Origin of the sequence: Glaciecola siphonariae (assembly GCF_042652645.1) — a bacterium.
In the GTDB taxonomy this organism is placed as follows: domain Bacteria; phylum Pseudomonadota; class Gammaproteobacteria; order Enterobacterales; family Alteromonadaceae; genus Glaciecola; species Glaciecola siphonariae.
The window spans coordinates 205,741-225,611 of the sequence record NZ_JBHSGU010000001.1 but is presented as its reverse complement, the minus strand read 5'-3'; the positions used below and the strand labels follow the sequence as shown (position 1 = coordinate 225,611).

General features: G+C 42.8%; 14 protein-coding genes. 9 read left to right on the top strand and 5 right to left on the bottom strand.

The window, feature by feature from the left end; genetic code table 11:
* The first annotated feature begins 42 nt into the window (after window positions 1-42).
* The 4 genes from ACFO4O_RS01050 to ACFO4O_RS01035 are packed head-to-tail and all read left to right on the top strand — an operon-like array spanning window position 43 to window position 2,846.
* A complete protein-coding gene (locus ACFO4O_RS01050) occupies window positions 43-708 on the top strand; it encodes a MotA/TolQ/ExbB proton channel family protein (protein WP_382405390.1) in 666 nt (221 codons plus the stop codon).
* Window positions 709-718: 10 nt separating this feature from the next.
* A complete protein-coding gene (locus ACFO4O_RS01045; RefSeq protein ID WP_382405389.1) occupies window positions 719-1,312 on the top strand; it encodes an ExbD/TolR family protein in 594 nt (197 codons plus the stop codon).
* The gene (locus ACFO4O_RS01040) at window positions 1,309-1,836 is read left to right on the top strand and encodes an ExbD/TolR family protein (protein WP_382405388.1); all 528 of its coding nucleotides are present in this window, start codon (window positions 1,309-1,311) and stop codon (window positions 1,834-1,836) included. The genes ACFO4O_RS01045 and ACFO4O_RS01040 overlap by 4 nt, the downstream gene beginning before the upstream one ends.
* Window positions 1,836-2,846, top strand: a complete 1,011-nt coding sequence (locus ACFO4O_RS01035) for an AgmX/PglI C-terminal domain-containing protein (protein WP_382405386.1) — start codon at window positions 1,836-1,838, stop codon at window positions 2,844-2,846. Before ACFO4O_RS01040 ends, ACFO4O_RS01035 begins: the two co-directional genes overlap by 1 nt.
* Window positions 2,847-2,869: 23 nt before the next feature.
* Here ACFO4O_RS01035 and ACFO4O_RS01030 read toward each other — a convergent pair whose 3' ends face one another.
* Window positions 2,870-3,691 (bottom strand): M90 family metallopeptidase, encoded by an 822-nt coding sequence (locus ACFO4O_RS01030; protein WP_382405384.1) that lies wholly within the window; start codon window positions 3,689-3,691, stop codon window positions 2,870-2,872.
* A gap of 226 nt (window positions 3,692-3,917) precedes the next feature.
* Here ACFO4O_RS01030 and ACFO4O_RS01025 point away from each other — a divergent pair, with 226 nt between their 5' ends.
* The gene (locus ACFO4O_RS01025) at window positions 3,918-4,706 is read left to right on the top strand and encodes a CLCA_X family protein (RefSeq protein ID WP_382405383.1); all 789 of its coding nucleotides are present in this window, start codon (window positions 3,918-3,920) and stop codon (window positions 4,704-4,706) included.
* A 31-nt stretch (window positions 4,707-4,737) separates the two neighbouring features.
* Window positions 4,738-6,210: a cell division protein ZapE gene (zapE, locus tag ACFO4O_RS01020; RefSeq protein WP_382405382.1), complete on the top strand. Its 1,473-nt coding sequence runs from the start codon at window positions 4,738-4,740 to the stop codon at window positions 6,208-6,210.
* A 251-nt stretch (window positions 6,211-6,461) separates the two neighbouring features.
* On the opposite strand, the gene ACFO4O_RS01015 is transcribed toward zapE, so the two are convergent.
* Window positions 6,462-7,604 (bottom strand): Fic family protein, encoded by a 1,143-nt coding sequence (locus tag ACFO4O_RS01015; RefSeq protein ID WP_382405380.1) that lies wholly within the window; start codon window positions 7,602-7,604, stop codon window positions 6,462-6,464.
* A gap of 1,322 nt (window positions 7,605-8,926) precedes the next feature.
* On the opposite strand from ACFO4O_RS01015, the gene ACFO4O_RS01010 reads away from it, so the two are divergent.
* The gene (locus tag ACFO4O_RS01010) at window positions 8,927-13,003 is read left to right on the top strand and encodes a response regulator (protein WP_382405378.1); all 4,077 of its coding nucleotides are present in this window, start codon (window positions 8,927-8,929) and stop codon (window positions 13,001-13,003) included.
* Window positions 13,004-13,116: 113 nt separating this feature from the next.
* On the opposite strand, the gene ACFO4O_RS01005 is transcribed toward ACFO4O_RS01010, so the two are convergent.
* Together ACFO4O_RS01005 and ACFO4O_RS01000 are read right to left on the bottom strand one after the other, a co-directional pair.
* Complete coding sequence (locus ACFO4O_RS01005; RefSeq protein ID WP_382405377.1) at window positions 13,117-17,430, bottom strand: COG1470 family protein; 4,314 nt, start codon at window positions 17,428-17,430, stop codon at window positions 13,117-13,119.
* Window positions 17,427-18,203, bottom strand: coding sequence for a hypothetical protein (locus ACFO4O_RS01000; protein WP_382405376.1), 777 nt, complete (start codon window positions 18,201-18,203; stop codon window positions 17,427-17,429). Before ACFO4O_RS01000 ends, ACFO4O_RS01005 begins: the two co-directional genes overlap by 4 nt.
* Window positions 18,204-18,760: 557 nt before the next feature.
* Here ACFO4O_RS01000 and ACFO4O_RS00995 point away from each other — a divergent pair.
* Complete coding sequence (locus ACFO4O_RS00995; protein WP_382405375.1) at window positions 18,761-18,979, top strand: hypothetical protein; 219 nt, start codon at window positions 18,761-18,763, stop codon at window positions 18,977-18,979.
* 2 nt (window positions 18,980-18,981) lie between these two features.
* Here the strand turns inward: ACFO4O_RS00995 and ACFO4O_RS00990 are convergent, their stop codons facing one another.
* Window positions 18,982-19,098 carry a transposase domain-containing protein gene (locus tag ACFO4O_RS00990; RefSeq protein WP_382405487.1) on the bottom strand — a complete coding sequence of 39 codons (117 nt, stop codon included), beginning with the start codon at window positions 19,096-19,098 and terminating at the stop codon, window positions 18,982-18,984.
* A gap of 146 nt (window positions 19,099-19,244) precedes the next feature.
* On the opposite strand from ACFO4O_RS00990, the gene ACFO4O_RS00985 reads away from it, so the two are divergent.
* Window positions 19,245-19,856: a fumarylacetoacetate hydrolase family protein gene (locus ACFO4O_RS00985; RefSeq protein WP_382405374.1), complete on the top strand. Its 612-nt coding sequence runs from the start codon at window positions 19,245-19,247 to the stop codon at window positions 19,854-19,856.
* Window positions 19,857-19,871 lie beyond the last annotated feature (15 nt).

The following is a 19,871-nucleotide window of genomic DNA, read 5'->3' as shown; positions in this document are numbered from 1 at the left end:
GTAAACACATTAAATTTAATATTTTATAAAGAGAGCAAGACTATGGATATTTTTGACACAATCGCACGGTTTTTCCAAGAGGGTGGCTCGTTTATGCTGCCTATCGCCATCGTTTTAGCCCTTGGCATTGCGATTACCATTGAACGCTATGTATTTTTGAGTTTTGCAAAATCTACTAATAAACGTGCTTTTCTTGAAATTGAACCCTTGTTAGCGCAGCAGCAGTTTGATCAGCTCTTGTCATTAACTAAATCGTCAACGGCGCCTATTAGCCGCGTCATTGGCGCCGGCATCACGCGGTTATCGCTTAGCCCACGACGCGAAGATATAGAATACGCGATGGAAGAAGGCCTAATGGAAACCGTGCCGCGTTTAGAAAAACGCACCTCTTACTTGGGCACGCTCGCCAATATCGCCACCTTGCTTGGTCTTTTGGGTACCATAATCGGCTTGATAGCCGCATTCTCAGCGGTGGCAAACGCAGACCCCTCTGAAAAGGCTAGCCTGCTGTCGCAGTCTATCTCTGTTGCCATGAACACCACTGCCTTCGGTTTGATTTCAGCGATTCCGCTGCTGGGCTTTCATGCACTTTTACAAACTAAAACCACTGAAATTATCGACAGCATGGAGATGGCTGGCGTGAAGTGTTTAAACACCTTAATCGCGCTGCAACAGCTTAAGCCGCACACTCGTCAAAGCGACATGTAGGCAAAAAACGATGTTAGCTAATCGGCGCGCACGCGTCCCAAAAGCAGAAGCAGAGCTCGATATCACGTCATTTATGAATTTAATGATTGTGCTGGTGCCGGTGCTGCTAATGATGATGGTATTTTCTCGCATCACGGTGGTAGAGCTTCAATTGCCCGGGCTTGCCGCGCTGTCAGACGAGCAGAGCATTGAAGAGCAAGTCTTAGAGGTGCATGTGTATGAGCAAGGCCTAGAGGTGTTTTTTCCGCAAGGCTATTTGCTGGCACAGCTACCTAAAATCACATCGCCCGAGGCGGCGCAAAGCTCAGATGCTGGTATTAACAGCAATGCTGCAGTGCATGACACTGAAGGCTTACAGCAGTTATTAAAGCAAATTAAACAAACCTTACTCGGCCAAGGCGTTGAGAAAAGAAACATAAGTCTGCTCATGCAGCCAGACACTGATTATCAAACGATAGTCACCTTAATAGACGCTACGCGCTCATATAAAGATGTTGTTGCGGCCTCTGTTGTAGACGCCGAGCTGTTTCCTGACGTGTCGCTAGCCGATGCACCAAGCGACACCCGAGATGCGTGGACGCCGCCTGAGGGAGGTGCATTATGAAACAGTCGGTACGTGCAAAGCGCATGGCAAGGCACCACAAGCGCAATCAAAAAAGCGCCAAACTCAGCCTAGTGTCATTGATGGATATATTTACAATCTTGGTGTTTTTTTTAATGCTCAACGCTTCCGACGTACAGGTTTTGCAGTCGAGTGACCGCGTTAGCCTGCCCGAATCGCTTGCCGATACACCTGCCAGCGAAACACTTTTGCTCATGGTGACCAAAGACCAAGTGCTATTGCAGGGCAAGGCTCTGAGTAATACGCAGGCGCTTGCCGAGCAAAACCAGCAGGCAATTGACGCCTTAAAAGCGGAGCTTGATTATCATACGCAGCGGCGCGACGATTTAAGTGAAGATGATAAACAAACGCTCTCAATTACCATTATGGGCGATGCCAGCACTCCTTACGCTGTGTTAAAGCAAATCATGCAGGCGTGCGCAGCACAAGGCTATACAAATATTGCACTTGCTGTAGAAAACAAGCAAGACAGTGGCAGTGCATTGTCGTCGGGAGGGATGCGCTAATGAGCAGTGCTGATATGACAATGACCCTGCCTTATTTTGATAGTCAGTTGCCGTGGAGTTCTAGCGTTAAAGAAAACGGTCGCTTTTTTTACATTTGTGTGGCGGTTTTGGTCATCACGCTCTTGTTGGCAGCGGCGGTAAGCATGACCGAAGTCGCAGAACTGCCGCGCGCAGAGCAAGAAAAGCTTCCGCCGCAGTTAGCTAAAATACTTGAGGCAAAAACACCGCCGCCCCCGCCGATTCCGATTGAGCCAGAGCCATTGCCAGAACCAGAAGTGCTCGAGCCTGAGCCTGAACCCATCGAGCCTGAGCTCGTGCAAGAAGCGCCTGTGGAAACACCTAACGAGGTGGTGCCAGAGCAAACGCCGCCCGAAGTACTCACGGAGCAAGAGAAAGTGGTGAAAGCTCGCGAGACTGCTAAAAGTAAAGGCGTGATGGCCTTTGCCGATCAGTTGGCAAGTATGCGCGAGCAAGCAAATTTGCAAAATTTGGCGAATACCGACCTCAGTCAAGGTGGCGGTCAGGCGAATGTGACCGCTCGAAATGTAATCAGCGCGCAAACTATAAGTACAAGCGGCGGTATTCAAACCAGTGAGTTGTCGTCTGACGTAGGCGCGGCCGGTGAGCTCGAAGGCCGAAGAAATACCGAATTTGTCGCTGCAAGCGAGGGCGAGGTTGCACTCGCGACCAAGCGTATAGAAACCCAAACGCAGGTGGTTGGCAACCGAGACCTCGACCAAATAAGGCAAATACTAGACGCTAATAAAGGCGCTGTGTATTCATTATATCGTCGAGCATTAAGGGCCGACCCAAGTATTGAGGGCAAACTAACCGTTAAGCTTGTGATTGCACCAGATGGCTCGTTGTCATCGGTGACGCTTATTGATTCAGAGTTAAATGCCCCAGACTTAGTTGAGAAACTGTTGGCTCGTATAGCACTTATAAATTTTGGCGCGCAAAACGTTGAGCAAACCGAGCTTGAATATGCTTTTAACTTTTTGCCGTTCTAGCAGTAGGAGAGGGCAAGAGCTCATCACCACGCGCTTGGGTCAACGCGATAATATTGCGACAGCTGCTCATAGAGCTTTGGATGTTCGTGGCGCAGTTGCGCTGACTTTTCAAAGAATACTTCGCTGGCCACAGCAAAAAATTCTGCCGGGTTGGTGGCGCCGTAGTAATCAAATATAGACGGCTCACCGGTTTGTGCTTGTTTTACTAGCAAAGAATACTGCGCGGAGAATACGTCAGCCCAGCACGTATAGCTTTGATCTTTACTCAAGATAGGCGCTCCGTTTGCGGCTCCGTCTTCTTGGTCAAGCTGATGCGCAAACTCATGAATAACCACGTTGTGTCCGTCGTCAGGTAAATAAGCGCCGTCTAGGGTGTCTTGCCAAGACAGTACGATGCTTCCATGGCCCCACGACTCTCCCGCTAAGTGCGCATGCTGCATTGATTTTACGCCGTCGCTGCCGGTAACTTCATGTTCCTTAACAAAAGCTCGCGGGTACACCAAGATACTTTTAAGCTTTGGGTAATAGTCTGTGCGTCTATTCAGCAACAATAAACACGCTTGTGCTGCTATGGTTACGCGAATTTCGTCGTTAATCACAATACCGTTGTAGCCATAAAACGTTTTTTCTGACAAAAACACTTGAATATGTCGCTTGAGTTGCAACTGCAAGTCGGTAGGCATGCCTCTAAAATAAGGCATTCTTTTTTGGATGATTTTACGCCATTCTTTTTTAAACGGCTGAGCGGCAATTTTTTTGCGCTTGTGGTCTCGATAAACGGGTTTGCCAACAATATAGGCAATAATGGCAAAGGCGAGTACAGCAAGGGCAATATAGTGTGCCATGAGTATCCTTGGTGAAGTTGTCAGGGCTTAGCCTACAGGCTGGCTTGCCTTGCAGAACAAAGTGTTTTTAAAGAATAATATCTTAAGGCCTTACAAATATCTTCAAATACTGCAATATGTACATTGCTACTTGGTGCGATGCAACTTAGTGCAGGGCTACTTGGTATAGTGGTATTTGGCGTTAGGTTAAAAAAACCATGCTCATTTATGGAAAAGGTGCTAGCGATTGACTGTGTTTAACAAAAGCCGCTTATACAAAGCGTATTTCAGAAATGGCGAAAATCATCGCGGCGGCGCAGATGTGTCGTTTGCCGATATTGTCAAACTCTTCGGGTTTCGTGGTGTTGAAATTGGCAAGTGGGTGAGTAAAGAAGAGCAGCAAATAGCGGCTAACTTATTTTTTGATGCCTTGAGCGACTTAATGGATATTTTGCAAGTACCCAGTGAGGTAATATCTTTAAGAGGCACCTTAGCTTTAGCCTTTGGCGCTGGTGGTCAGAAGTTTGCAAGCGCTCACTATAATAGCAGTAAGCGTCAGCTCGCGCTTGCCAAAAACGCTGGCGGAGGCTCACTCGCGCATGAGTGGTTTCATGCCTTTGACCATTACATTTCCAATAAAATGTATGATGTAAGCGGGCCTAATCAGTTCGCCACTGAGCTATGGTTAAACGAGCTGCATCCTATGCATAATCACGCGCTAAATGAGCAGCTGGCAAGCGCGTTTCAAAGCATATTCTTAGACCAAGAACGAGCGCTTCCCAGTGAATTTGTGCAAAGCGGTATTCGCGCCGATAAGATGCAAAACGTATATTATTATGCAAGACCACAAGAGCTCGGCGCTAGAGCATTTGAAAGTGTGATTCAAGATCACGCAATCAAAAATGCATTTTTAGTGCAGGGCACAAAAGAGACTGAAGAGGCTAAGCTTGGCCTATACCCAAGGGGCGAGACATTGCAGCGTATTGGCAGTGAGTTTTATACTTATTTTGCACTCCTAGGGCGCGCTCTATCTTAAGTAGTAACATGATGTAGGCGGGATGAAGAATATGACGGCACAACATCGCGTAACTCGTCGGTCCCTCCCTGCAGGCCCGGTGACAGCGGCGTATGAACGCAAGGTGAATGCGGGAGAAGTGCAACGAGATGATGCGCAAGTTACTTTGGCAGCAAAACTCGATGCGCTCCATGAGTCTCTTGCCTCACTCCCACCAGTACCAGTGCGAATACAAGAACCGACTCAGAGCAGTTGTACAAGCACCAGTTCACTGTTACTTGCGCGCTCTTTGGCATCAGCCCAGTCCTTTTTTCGAAAGAAGTTACATTTGTGGTTTTTTGGTCCGCCACCACGAGGCTTATACATTCACGGACCGGTTGGGGTCGGCAAGAGTTTTCTAATGGATCTGTTTTTCGCGTCGGTTACTGCTCCTGATGATAATTCTCTCTGTAATGATGATAACCACAATAACACTCACAGTCACACTTACACTCACAAACAAGCAAAAATAACCAAACGCCGCGTCCACTTTCATGAATTTATGCTGGACGTTCATCATCGAATCTTTGTTTACAAACAAAAGCACTCAAAAGCTGATGCGATCCCCATCATTGCGCAACAATTGGCACAAGAAGCCCAACTCCTGTGTTTCGATGAATTTCAAGTAACAGACATTGCCGATGCTATGATTTTGAAGCAATTGTTTTTACATTTACTGGAACGGAATGTTGTAGTGGTGACCACCTCGAATCGCTCCCCCGATGCCTTATATGAGGGTGGCATCAACCGATCCCTCTTTTTGCCATTCATCGACGTGCTGAAACACACGTCCGACATTATTTCCATGGAGAATTCCAACAAGGATTATCGACTCGAAACTCTACCGGGTGGTCAATCCTATTTTTGGTCAAACAAGGATTTTCATGGGGACAACAACATAAAGACGCAGTTGGAAGAAATATTTGGTGGCACTGCATCCACAACTGAGGCCGAAATCATTTCCGTCCTCTTTGGTCGCACCGTACAGGTCGCCCGATTGAATGATCGCTGCGCTTGGTTTGATTTTTCCGAGTTGTGTTACCAACCGCTCGGGGCGGCCGATTATATTTCACTCTGCCGCCGATTTCCGGTCCTCATCATAGAACGCGTTCCCCAATTGGACGCCAATCACCTCAACGAAGCGCGACGGTTCGTGACCCTCATAGATGCGTGTTATGAGGCTCGCACCCGCTTGGTGCTGGCGGCACAAGTCCCGCTCAACGAATTGTTTGTTGATTTTGAAGCGCAGGTCGAAAGCACTGATGGCGATGAAGAATTAATTGTTAATGACAAGGGGGGAAACTCGAGTTCCTTTGCGACGACCATGATCCGCACCAAAACGGGAGAATATTATGAGTGGTCGGCGACGGGTCGAATTGGTGTGTCACTGGCACAATTTTCGTCCGCCAACGATCTCGCCTTTTCCTTTAAACGAGCCGCGTCTCGATTGGTAGAAATGGGTGGAAAAGAATGGGGACGGCAATGACGAAAGGTATTTATTTTGCAAATTATTGCCCCTTCGGCAGAGCAGAAGCTTGAGTTAGGCTACGCCTCGAAAGTGGCAGGCTTCAGGAGCCTGTAACAGATTCTTTGTAACTGCAATTCAATTTTATGAAGGATTACTGTCTGTCCTTAACGTCATGACAAACTCGCCTGACCAATATCCTTTTGCGTTTACTGCACAAGAAAAGTTTCAAAAAGCAGTATACGAATCACGTAATACTCGGAGTTGGTGTTTCATTGGTCAGCACTTAGTTGAATATTGACTTGGTAGCGGGTGCTTCGGCCTCCTCCATCAAGTTGAATTATACAATTTTTATTTAACAGGTCGCTTAGATCTCTTGTCGCGGTTGCTTTACTCACTCCTGCTATACCTTTGTATTTTGATGCATTGATACCTTCAATAAACTCATCACCAAAATTATCTAACAAACGATTTAACACTTTAATTTGGCGTTCACTAAGAACTGTTTGTGCGTGAGCATACCAAAACTGCGATTTTGCCAATACTCGTTTGATTCGATATTGCCCTTGAAGTAATGCTTGCTTTAATACTTCACAGAACCAAATGAGCCAATCAGTAATGTCTAACTGATTTTGTTGTTGTGAAGCGGACCTTAAATTTTGCGTTGTTTCTAACATATCGTAGTAACTATTTTTATTCTGTTCAATGGCGGCGCTCAATGAATAAAAACGCACAGAGGACTGCTCATCTTTAGCAAGCAGTCTGTCAGTGATTGCTCTGGCTATCCGTCCGTTACCGTCGTCAAACGGATGAAGTGTCAAAAACCATAAGTGTGATATTGCCGCTTTAACAACAAAATGCTCTCGGTTATTTTCATTAAACCAAGATAAAAACGCGTTCATTTCATCAACCAGTGTTTGCTTGGGAGGAGCTTCAAAATGCACTTTAGAAAATCGGCCTCGTTGAGAAACGACCTGCATTGGTTGGTCCCCTCTCAACTTACCTGTAATTACTGGTTTTAATGCGTCTTCGTCAGTAAACAACATGGATTGCCACTTAAGAAGTGTATCTAAAGAAAGTGGTTCCGATAAATTCGCGGTCGCTTGCAATAACATATTAACTAAGTTGTCGGTTTGTTTAGTACCCGAAACTAATCCTGCTTGGTTTAGTCCTAAATGTTTGGCTACCGATGAGCGAACAGAGCCTACATCAAGTTGTTCGCCTTCTATCTCTGATGTTTTTATTGCATTTTGAATTAGCGCATTAAGCTGAGCTTCAGAATCTAGCCCTTTAGGCATTGATAATATTTGTTCTTTTAACTTTGAATGCAGCAGGTCTAACTCTTTGAGTAAAGTTACTATTTGATCTTGCTGATAACAGAAAAAAGGCCAGTTTTCTAATTCCCAAATATACAACAATGAACACAAATGAGCCGATTAGCATTGATTTATCGAATCAATTTATGAGCCGAATAGCAAGTTGTATTCGATTCATATTGTGAACTTTAAGAATCTTTGGTTCTTTTCAGTAGATATCCTGCGTCCAATTTACGAGAGGGTTTTGGTCCGAACAACATCAAAAAAGCGAATTTAAGCGGCTGGTTTGTTCGCAAGGCGGTCGAAATGAGTTTGACTACGATGACGATTCTTCGAAGTAAGCATTCTCGTTTTTTGGTATTCAACTTCCGCTTAACTTACAAACCAGACCTAAGAGCCTTTGAAAGATCGTTAAACTTAGAAATATTCTCAATTTCCGCCTATCAAAAGCACAATTTCATTAGTACCTAAATATTTGCTTCCAAGTACATTATGATGGTAGCTGTTCATTTTTTTTTAAAGTTTCCAATCCTGCTTGTTTTCACAAAGTGACCCTTAGTATCTCTCAAATACGGCAATGCAAGCTTGGCGGTATAAGTGAGCGCGTTTATGTTCACCTTTATCATCTAATCCCACTCTTCAGGTTTGCCATTTTCAATACCTGGAGTGTCAACACCCATGCCTGAATTGGCGAACACCGCATCTATATTTCCAAATCGCTCAATAGTTTCTTGAAATGCTTTACGTAATTAATCTAATTGGCTTGCATCGGTAGGAATGGCGATAGCCGATTTATTACCTAGTTAACTCACAAAATCTTTTAGCTTGTCTACGCTTCGAGCCGTTAGTGCGACCTGAAACCGGTTTTGTACAAGTTTTTGGGCGGTGGCTTTCCTATGCCGCTGGATGTGCCGGTGATTAACACAGTTCTAGATTCGCTCATAAATAGTGTCCTTGTTCAAACTTAGCTAGTTAAATGGAAAACAAGTACAGCTATCTTTCGGCTAATTTTTTACTTGCGTTTAACTGCACCTGAACTCACTTGCCGAGGGTAATTTATGCCAAGTTTAAAGTTTTTTTAACGAGGTATTTCAATATTCTATATGCGGGAGCCAGCAATTTTTTCAGGTCGAGGTGTGAAATGTTCATACTCAGAGAATCAACATGTTTATTGAGTTTCTGATTTATTGAAAAATTATACTGTTACATTTGGCAGTTGCTTTGACGCTATGTATGGATTTCTAAAAAATTAGGCCTTGTAGCAATACTCGTATTCCTTTCTGAGGCCTTTTCAATTTTGGGGTAAAAACTAATTCCAAGAAAATAAAATGATAGCGCGGCCGTCTAACCACAGTTGCTATGAAACAGTTTTTTTATATATATTGTAAATACTCGTGTTGTTTAAGCAGCGTTTTTGCAGGATGCATATACTTCCGTTTAATAAATCAGCTTATTTAGGCAGTAGTGACCTTCGAATGGTTATTGCAGTGTTGCTAATATTCTGTTTTAGTTTTTGCGCCAATTCAAAAACATTAGACTTTCAAAATCTGAGCAAATCTACAATTAAGCATCCAAAAATCGCCAATCAGGTGATCAATGACGTCTATATCGACCGCATGAATTACATGTGGATCAGCACCGAGCTTGGCATCTATCGGTTTGATGGTGCTCAGTTGCAAGCAATTGATGAGACATTCGGCTTTGATGGTTATGAGCACCCAGTGGGTGGAGCTTATGGCGTACATGCTCTTGATGACGAACTTATCGCAATCAATTTTGCTCCAAGCAGCACACGCGTTTTTAATATTGTTAAAAATCGCTATTCAGACTTGTCGTTTTTCAACCAAAATCAATCCTATATCGCCAATTCTTTGAGATTAGATGACAAAGTCTTGTTTTATAGCCACCGCAAACTGTATCTATACGATTCAAAGAATAAGGTGCTTTTAGCTGAGCGAGAGATGTATCTTAAGTCAATTGAAGGCGTGCATGTTTATAAAGATGCCATTTATTTGCTAAACAACGCTAACGAATTAGTGAAACTCGCACGGGATACTCTTGAGCCCCAAGTTGTGTCGAATATTAATCAGCAGGCTTACAAGGTCTCGTTGTCTAATTATGACCGCTTTACTGAACTTGATGGCGAGCTGCTCCTTCTCAAGCAATACGCTATTAGTAAGGTCAACCCTGACACGCTTGAGCTTACACCTTCAATCGTACTGCCTAAATGTGAGCGTATTAGCCAACGGCAAGTTCCTTTTACTAAATGGTTGGTGTCCAAACCAAATAAGGCTTATGTGAACAAGTGTGGTATTTATGCGCTTAACCGCAATCAGCAATCCATTCGCCAACTACTGGCCTTTACGCCCGAAGAAAGCCAGCATATTAGTGTCAACTCCCCCAGAAGAGCGCGGTATTCAACAGAGCATTCTTTTCGTTTTTTTTTCACATTACACTTTACCTATATTCTTAATCTCGAAAACTTAGAGTTACAACAAATTCCTCGTCGTATGCAAGAAGGCGTTAGGCACTCTGCCAGATGGTTTGAAAAACAAGGTTTACTTTGGCTCTCTAATGAAATGCCTGAACTCTCCCTGCTCTCTGAATATGTAAGTCGCTTCGGGGGAATGCCCGCCCATCAAATAAATACACTACTGGGAACGCAGCGCCTGAGAAAGGTACTTCAAACAAAAGAGAGCGAGCTATTTGTAGCCACTCAAGATAAAGGGCTTTTTCAATTAGCGTTTGTAGAACAAGAGTGGCAAGTCAAACAAAAATGGCTGGAAAATTTTCAAATACGAGATGTTTTTCTAGACCACAATAGGTTATGGATTGGCTCTGAAGGAGGCGGAATTTTTTACTTTGACTTAGCCTCCTCACAATTGCATCAACCTAAATATTTAGCGCACTTTACCCAAGGATTTGAGTTTGCCAGCTTCAAGCAGGACCATCTGCTTATCAGCTTAAATTCCGACGGTTTGGTGCTAATAAATACTGTCGAAGAGAGAATTGTTCAGCACATTACGAACATCGAGCATGAGGGTGTTGATGTTCGAATAGGTCGAATTCGAGCGATTGAAGTCACAGAACATAACGAAGTCATTTTAGGCACTCATACAAATCATCACCCCAACATTTTGCACCTTGATCAGCAGCTTAAACTTAAAGCAACGCACCTTACTAAAAGCTATGTATTTGACATTGAATATTTGCCCAGCGGGGAAATTATTGCGGCTACATGGGGAGAGGGAGTACTTGGTTTCGACGAGAACGGTAAGCAATTTCAGATATCTCAACACAATGGCCTAATATCTGATGTTGTATTCGCATTAGAAGCCCAAGAGGTCGACGGTAGGATAGAGGTTTGGGCATCAGGCCCTCTAGGGATGTCGAAACTTACATTTGCACATGCCGCGAATGGTACGTTAACTATTGAAAACATCAGAAACTTTACACAAGAAGATGGCTTATTAACTAACAGCTTCGACAGTGAATCGAATTCAATTACGCCTAAAGGCGAAATCATTTTCAGTGGTTACGGTGGTGTTACAAAATTTAGTCCAGCTAACGACATAAAGATGAATAAAGACGCAATAAGCAGCGGCAGACTCGTGTCAATAACTGCTCTCAACAACACGCGCTTTGTTAGCCCACAAGCAAGCTTGATTGAGGTACCCGAGAGCACCGACGAGGTTATTCTTCAGTTTGCTTCGTTTGATTACCTCATGCCGAATAAACAGCAATATCGTTATAAAATTGATGATGATGAATGGTCGCTTATTGAAAATGGAACGCTTAGATTCCCACAACTAAAGAGTGGAAAATATAAAATTAGTTTTGACGTTGCCAACAATGATGGTGTTTGGTCAGAAGAACCCAAGGTGTACCATTTAAAAGTAATCCCACCTTGGTATATTTCAACTAGTGCGTTGGTGTGCTACTCACTTGGGTTGTTAATTGTCATTTTTCTATTAATCAAAAATCGCCAGCGAGTCATTGAAAGCAGGAATAGAGAGCTTGAATCGCAAATAGCGCTCGCCACTCAGGACTTACAGCGTGTTATTGGCGAAAAAGAGGCCATGTTTGAAGAAATATCTCATGAATTTAGAACACCGCTGACGCTAATTCTTGGAAAAAGTGAGCAACTGGAGAGGACATATAACAACGACTACATTAGGGTGATAAAAGCAAACGCGCAAAAAATGTACGCCATGGTAAATAAACTGCTTAAACTCGCGGAAATACAAGCTATAAAGAAACATCGAGTTAACACGGTTGTTGCTACTCAGGTTGAACTTGTAGTCAACAATATGCGGATGATGGCAGACATAAAAGGCATTGATGTTGAACTTTCGATGAAAGGCGTGGCTAGCAACTTATGTCTAGAACTCATAGAGGAAAGTATAGACTTAATTCTTGGCAACCTTCTTAGCAATGCGATTAAATACACTCAAATTGGTGGGCAAATTCACGTCAGTTTAAACTACGAGAATGCACACCTTGACTTGTGCGTGCAAGATAATGGAAAAGGCTTTAATTCCCCAGAGTCAGCTTTTGATAGGTTTAGTCGTGAAGAGAGCAAAATAGAAGGCACTGGATTAGGATTATCCATTGTGCATCGAATGACAAAGGCCAATGGTGGTAAAGTATTTATCAGTAATGTAGAAAGCGGAGGCGCTAAAGTTTGCGCGCAACTACCCGCTGAATCAGTCGCTTTTGAGCCGCAAACATTTACCGATGAACGCAGTCACGAATCACCGCTACCTGATTGCGATATTTTATTGGTGGAAGACGACCTAGAGCTACAACAGCACTTTGTTAGCATACTGCCTAATAACGTTAAGCTATATTTAGCTGAAAGTGGCCTAGAGGCGCTTGATATTCTTGACGACATCGAGCCAGACATTATTGTTACCGATGTTAACATGCCCTTCATGGACGGATTCAGTTTTTGTGAGGAGCTTAAAAAAAGCAAACAATTCAATCATATACCGGTATTATTTTTAACTGCTCTTAGCGATATCAGCAACCAACGAAGAGGCATGAAGGCAGGTGCTATAGACTACATCAGTAAACCGTTTAGCAGTGATTTACTGCTCAGAAAAATCAACAATATCCTTGTATTTATAACGAATACTCGCTTGGCGAACCAATCTGAGCTATTTGTTGCGCCAAACGAATATGCGTCAGTAGAGGATGAGTTTAAGGATAAAGTGCAAGCGGTATTGGCAAGCTATTTCCAAAACGAAGGCTTTTGCCTATCTGACATGGCAAGCGAACTACATATCTCAGAAAAAACCCTTAATCGGCGTCTTAAGTCATTTTATGCGCTCACTTTTAGTCAAATTCTCAAAGAGTATCGGCTCAAGCAAGCCCATTTGATGCTCAAAGCTGGGCACCCTGCAAAGCATGTTGCCTTTGATTGCGGCTTTGGCTCAGCAGCATACTTCGGAAAGCTCTTTAAAGAGCGGTTTGGTGTGACACCTGGGCAGGTCTAGTTCCAAAAATTAAGCTTTTATACATTCTGTCCCTAAATTGCGCTAGCTCAGATCTGATCTGACGATTACCAAATTTTTGGGTGCCCCGTCAGATCAGACTGAAAGTTCGATAGTTATTCTGTCTTCAACAATACCTTTATGTCATAACTTAAGCGACCACGTCTCTGCTCAAAATCCATTCTGAATGAAATGCTTTGCTCATTCGCCATACCATCGCTTGACAATACCCAATATGGATTGCCATTTTCAAGTATACCATCTGGTGTAAGTTTTACTGGAATGTTCGAATTAATAAGCTCCAGCAATAGTTCACCTTCGAAAATGTCATTAGTTCCATTAACAATGTCAATTGCTGATGAAATTGACCGAGCGTTACGATTGAAATATCCTCGACCTTTGTTCACAGATAAACGGTCAGTAATGTCGGTAATAGAGCGCGGCTCAGACACTTGCAACTCGATTGTGAGTGTTTTAATCGACTCAGTATTGTTGCCAGCATCGTCGGTTGCACTAAATGTTATTTGGTGCTCACCAACTGCATAACTCTCTTTTAGATTAATCGCGTTCGCTGAAATATCACCATCAACGTTGTCAACCGCAAACACTGTGGAAAACAACGATTGAAGGTCTGCGGCACTAACTGCTGTATCTTCGTTAACAAGATAAACAAGCTCTTGCGAAAGATAAATTGTCGGCGGTGTCTGGTCAGTAACCGTAATCGTTGAGCTAGCAGACAAGCTTCCCGATTCGAGGGTATCCACCGTAAATGTCACTAGTGTGTCTCCCAATGAGAATATGTCTGGGGCATCATTTGAAATATCTTCAATCTCTTGTCCATCGTCATTAACAGCCATAGCACTGGCTAAAAACTGTGCAATTGACGCATCTTGTTTAGGAGTGCCATTAGCATTGAGCGCCGCTACTTCAATACTTTCTGGGGGAGTTAGTCTTGCTTCAACGTTTTCCAATATGGTGATGTTATTCACCTTCAAAGTCGTATCTATGGCACCTTCAAATGTTTTATATGTACGGAGTATATAGTCGCCTTGTCTAACAAACTCATACTCAAAGGTGTCACTCGTTCTGGTTTCTATTATTCGCCCATTTCTGAACAACTGCCATACAACAGCACTGCCGTCATCGATTTCATTCTCAATCCCATAGCTACCCATCTGACCAGACGGAATTTCAAACGAACCCACCACTGAATAATCAGAAAATTGATATCGAGCTGACGAAATATCAACACCAACCGTCACTGGATAACTATTACTTGTTTGCGCTTGAAATTCAATCAAGCTGACATTGATGTTTGCGTCTGTTTCATAGGTAAACAGGCAAGTTGAAGGATCGATAGCTGCGAACCCTTGCTCAATAATAAAATCGTCACTGTCTTTTTCGACTGCTTGTACAACTGCATCGACTGGGCATTCAGTGATATCTGAACTAAGTTGTAAGCCAATCGTTATTGCCTGCCCTTGAAAATAAGTGCGATTAACAAAACTGCTGACATTTATACTAAGTTGCTCTGTTTCCACAATTGAAATTGTTTGAGTGTCTTGCAAGTCACCAAAAGAACGCTCTTCAAGGGCTCTTACTCTCACCCCTATGTTATACTCACCAAACGGCAAGTGACTGAGCTGTTCAGTTAAATCAATGTTTCCAAGCGAAACGTCAATATCGTTTAGTTGAACGAGTGTATCCCCCGTTTGATTTGTTAACTCTAGACTTAAAGCAGTGCCAGTTGGGGCTTTAGAACCATTATTGACAAGCGTAATACTAGCCTCACCTGTAGCGACATTCGTTTTATTGGAGATACCATGGTGCGCTGTCAATACTCTGGCTAACTGCTCGCTCATATTTCTGTTCGCAATCTCTAAATCAACATCATCGACCACGGTTAGTTTAGTTGGCAATAATACAATTGTATCTTCTATTTCTTTGTACCCACTAGCGTTTGGGTTGTACCCTGGCAGAGAAAAGTCCCGTGATAACCGGTGCTCGAGTAATAGCTCATATTCTCCAGTATTTGAGGAGGTCATTTCTATTTCTACAAATTCATTACTGCAAGCATCCGATGCTCTAATGTCAATTGCTCTTACATCGGTATTTCGGAAAAACAGATCTGCACTCCACTCTCTACCATTTCTTAAGGTAGCTAAGTGGACTTGATTTTCTTTATCATTGCACTCGATTGTAAGGGAATTTACATCACTTTGATAAGAAACATAATCATTAGGGATAGTGGTGCGCTCTCTATTCACAACGCCAGCGCCTACGAATTCTTCTACAACAATAAGCGTTATTTCATCTGAACTATTTCTAACTGCCGTAAAGCCCACGGTACCATTGTCTACCCAATGAATGCGATCATTCGGTTCATCCTCTAGTAGTCGGCTTGAATCAATTTCGCTATTGTTTTTCAATACACGAAAGCTGAACTCATCATTCTCTCGATCACCTTTGTCTTCGTCAAAAACGATGCCTATTCTATATCGACTGCCGCCTACACTATAGTCAATCCAGCCAAAACCTTGCCCCGCTTCTCTGCAGTACCTTCTTCTTTGAGAATTGCTAAAGCCGCTACAGATTGACTCTTTTACACTATCGTCTTCCTCAACAATAAACACTTGACCTATAAGTGCGTTTGGAGCAGGTTTAGGATTGAGTTTGCCAACATATAATGAACGTAGTAACGTATTGTTTAATAGTGACTCTTCGCCCAGTTCATTTTCAACTGAAACAGACAGAGTATAGTTACCATCTTGAATGTCTGACGGCACTATCCATTCAAAGAAGTCAGTATTGCTATATGAGCTTTGTGACGCCAACTCTCCAACACTAGCACTCTCTTGGAACAAAATACCATTGCTTCCTTCAATTGCTAAGCTAACTAATGGGCGCTCCGGAAAGTCACCTTGGTTTCTTATTTCTACTGGAACTCTGAGTCTGTCCCCAGCATCTATTCTGGTGCGATTAAAGTCAGAAAACACAGCTAAATCTCGACCCGTTTGTTTTGCTGCTACAAAGAAATAGCGGACGGCCCTACTCACAATGTTGTTTTGTGTATCCCTAGCTTCAACGGTGCCCGTATACCAACCTCTGGTATTTGGCAATACCCACTGACCAGCATACTCCTCGTTTACAAAATCCTCAGACAATTGAACAACTTGGATTACCTGCTTAGTGTCATTTTGTATGCTTAATGTAACCTCTAACCCTGAGCGAAATTCGTTGTCGCGCATAATATCAATAGAAGAGCGTGTCGATTCATTTCGCCAAAGTTCTGGACTGTTCGAAATCGACACTCTATTGATGGTTGTGGGTATTTGCCCTAAAAAATAACTCTTCGTTTCCGCAATATTATTGACTGAAAACGGATCAAGTACTTCATACAAAAGTTGCAGCTCAGTTAAACTGTCAAGCAATATTTCTGCATAAGAATTAATTTGCTCGGTAGCATTTTGGGGTTCGGCTAACAGTAAATTAATTGTGGCTGAAATCGAGTCAATAGAAAAACCTTTTATTAAGCCAACTTTATCGACCGCTAGGTTAATACCAAGCTCGAACGCGTTGATCGCGGCCAATTGAGTAAAATATGCTTCTTTTTCTTCAGCTGTAAAGCTTTCTGAAATTCCCAATAAAACAGCAAGCGCATGCTCATAGATAAGAATGGCTTGGTGTAGTTCAAGAGTAGAGATGCCTGCTTCTCTTAGATCCAACCCTTGATCCAAGTTTGTTGCTTTTTGCAGTTTTTGGTAGAGCTCAGTTTCTAGTATAAAAGCAGAGTCAATTCTGTCTTTCGCATTACTAAATAAATCATCTCTTACTTGCTGAGCATTACCTCTTTGCAACATATCGACTAAAACAGGTATTGCAAAGTCAATCGATTCAATAAGCAATGCTGCCTTGCAAGCGGCGCCTGCACAAGCTAATGCGCCAGGTCCTGTAGGCGAGCATGCGATAGCGCCTACAGTACCGGCGGCAGCGCATGCAAGTGCAGCGTCAGTGGCAATTGCACCACCTAGCCGAACGTTCCTTGTAGCTGTATACCGTCGACCCTCTTGCTCCAATCTCTGCTGTATTTCGAACCATTGGGAATGATAACTACTTATGTTGAATGTTCGATATTTTGCGAGTGATTGAGCGGAGGCAAACAGCAGAGAGCGCGTATCTGAATCTAAATCACTAGTAATATCGCTACCACTTAAATCATTAATGTAAAATTCGTCTAAACGAACAGCACGCTCTGTTCCTTGATTATTATTGGCTTCCCAATCAATTACAAAAAAGGGAATAAGGTAACCTGTGCCATCGATGTTTATTCTTAACTCGAGAACTGTTGGCTCTAATACTTCTTGAGACTGTGCTTTTGCAGTTATTGTCGCGCTCGCTACCAAGACAAATATTAAAAATATATGTTTCATAATTTGCTTCCTCTGTATCCGTTTAGGCGTGAAGGCCGAGCAACTGCTGTCAAGGCCATAACGAAACTAACCAATATAAAAACAGAAGGTGCTGAAGCATCTACTACATCTTTGCTAACATCAAGCAATGACACATTCGACACAAACAACGAGGAGGCAAAACCGTCAGATAGTCCAGTTGAACCATCCCAGCCAATTGCCAGTTGAAAATCCAAAAACCAACCGGATGTATTTGTAAAAAATGAGTCAAGTAAAAAAGTGTAGGTATTTTGAAAAAGCCCATCGATAGGCATTGGGTTAACTAAAAACCCACCCAAATCACCTTGTGCGTTGTAGCTATTTCCATTCCCGTCGTTTAGTAAAACCAAGAATTCGTCAGCGATAAAACTAGGGTCGTCTGATAATATTTGTGAGCTTGATTCTAAGCTAAATGACAGCTCAAACTCAGCGTCGGCATTCCCACTAAAATCCAATTCTTGAAAAAGAGTATTAGCAAAGAACGCTTCGCTTGCCGGCGTGCTTAAAGGATCGCCAGCTATGTCAAATTCATCTACATTTAGCACTGCTCTGCAGTCATTTACAGACCTATCAATGCGAAAATCTGTTCCGGTAGACACATCGCCAAAACCGTCTGTGTCTTTGCTCCAATCTGTAAAGTCGCAAGATTCAAAGTTTCCGTTTTGTATTAAATTAGCATTTGCTTGTGGCAATAATGCTATTGAAATTGCCATGATACTTGCCAATAACAACGTTCGAGATACTGCTATGTTCATAAGATACTTCCTTCATAATTTACGAGTGTATGCATTTGCAGACATTGCAAATGATGCTACGAAGGATGTCTTACATTCAAAATTGGTGGGTATTAACTGAGGGACAAATGATATAAATTCTTGATACTGTTTTTGATTAAAATATAGGGCGCAGCAATAGTTTGTGATTGCTATAACTTCTGACAATTCGCCTAGCGCCACCTCGCACCTTAATTCAAACATAACAGCAAATAATGCGTCGAGCTTAACCAGAATAAAGGTTGCAGATTTTGATTAACGACTAGCTTCGAGTTTATCATCCGTAGAGTTTAAGCGAAGCGATAGCATATTTTATCAATCACTTCTAACCACCCGCCAAAACATTGAAATCACCAGCCATTCAATTGTAATATCAAGACAAACCACTATTTTTTTGTTTTTACATGCTAGCGAAACCGGAAGTATGAACGAACTCGCAAAAAAGGAAGTTTGGTCAACGCTTATAATACAATTAAATGTTCGATAAAAATAAGAGTTTCACTATGCCATTCATGCACCTTGCGTGCCTAGCACTTTCAATGCATAGCGTCTGGGCAGCGGCTTTAACAGACCATCAGCTAGTTAAGATAGACCATTCAAAACTAAACAATGAAATGGTGCACGATGTGGTTGCCAACGATTACGATCGCTTATGGATTGATACTAAATCAAACCCATTAAGATTCTACGGCTACTACGTAGACGAAATTAGCGAAATTTCGATAAGTAAAGAGAGAGCGTCTCGCAATCCCACTTAGTTTTAAATAAACCGCCATGGTAGCAGCTTTTCGACGTCAGTGTTTTGAATGGCGATTTGCGCTAGCAAGTGCAAAACATACTCGAACGGCGTCAGCCCATTCGCCTTTGCCGTTTCGATAATACTCTCAATTACCGCTTTTGTCCCAAAAGCACCACTTCAATAAAACTCAGATATTAATCTTCAACCAAATGCTAATATTTGTTGCTAACCAACATCTATCAAATTCCAACACTTGAACACAAAAAGTCAAAAAGAGAACGAGTATGAACTGCGTAAATTTTAAGAACACGGCAATACAGCCAAGTAAAGTCATTTGTATCGGGCGCAACTATGCGGCGCACATTGCCGAGTTGAGCAATGACGTGCCCAGTGAGCCTGTGATTTTTATAAAACCTAACTCAGCAATAAGTGCAGAGCTGAACACTCATGCTCAAGACGACATTCATTTTGAAACCGAGCTGTGCTTTTTAATTGAAAACAATCAGTTTGCAGGCATTGGTTTAGGCCTCGATTTAACTAAGCGCGCCGTACAAGACAAGCTAAAAGAAAAGGGGCTTCCATGGGAGCGAGCAAAAGCCTTTGACCATTCGGCACTGTTTACCGACTTTGTTAGCCTTCCGGATTCTCTCACAAACCTGCACTTTACTTTGCATATTAACGAGCAGCTTACTCAACAAGGCAGTTACGAATTGATGCTGCATAAACCGCAAAACGTGCTCAAAGAAATTCATTCGTTTATGAGCACTGAAAACGGCGACATTATTATGACCGGCACGCCGAAGGGGGTTGGTTTTGTCCATAGTGGCGATGTCTTTAAAGTGGCACTTTATGGCGGCAGGCAGTTGCTAATTGAACATCAATGGATAGTCAATTAGTTAGGCAGTAAGTCA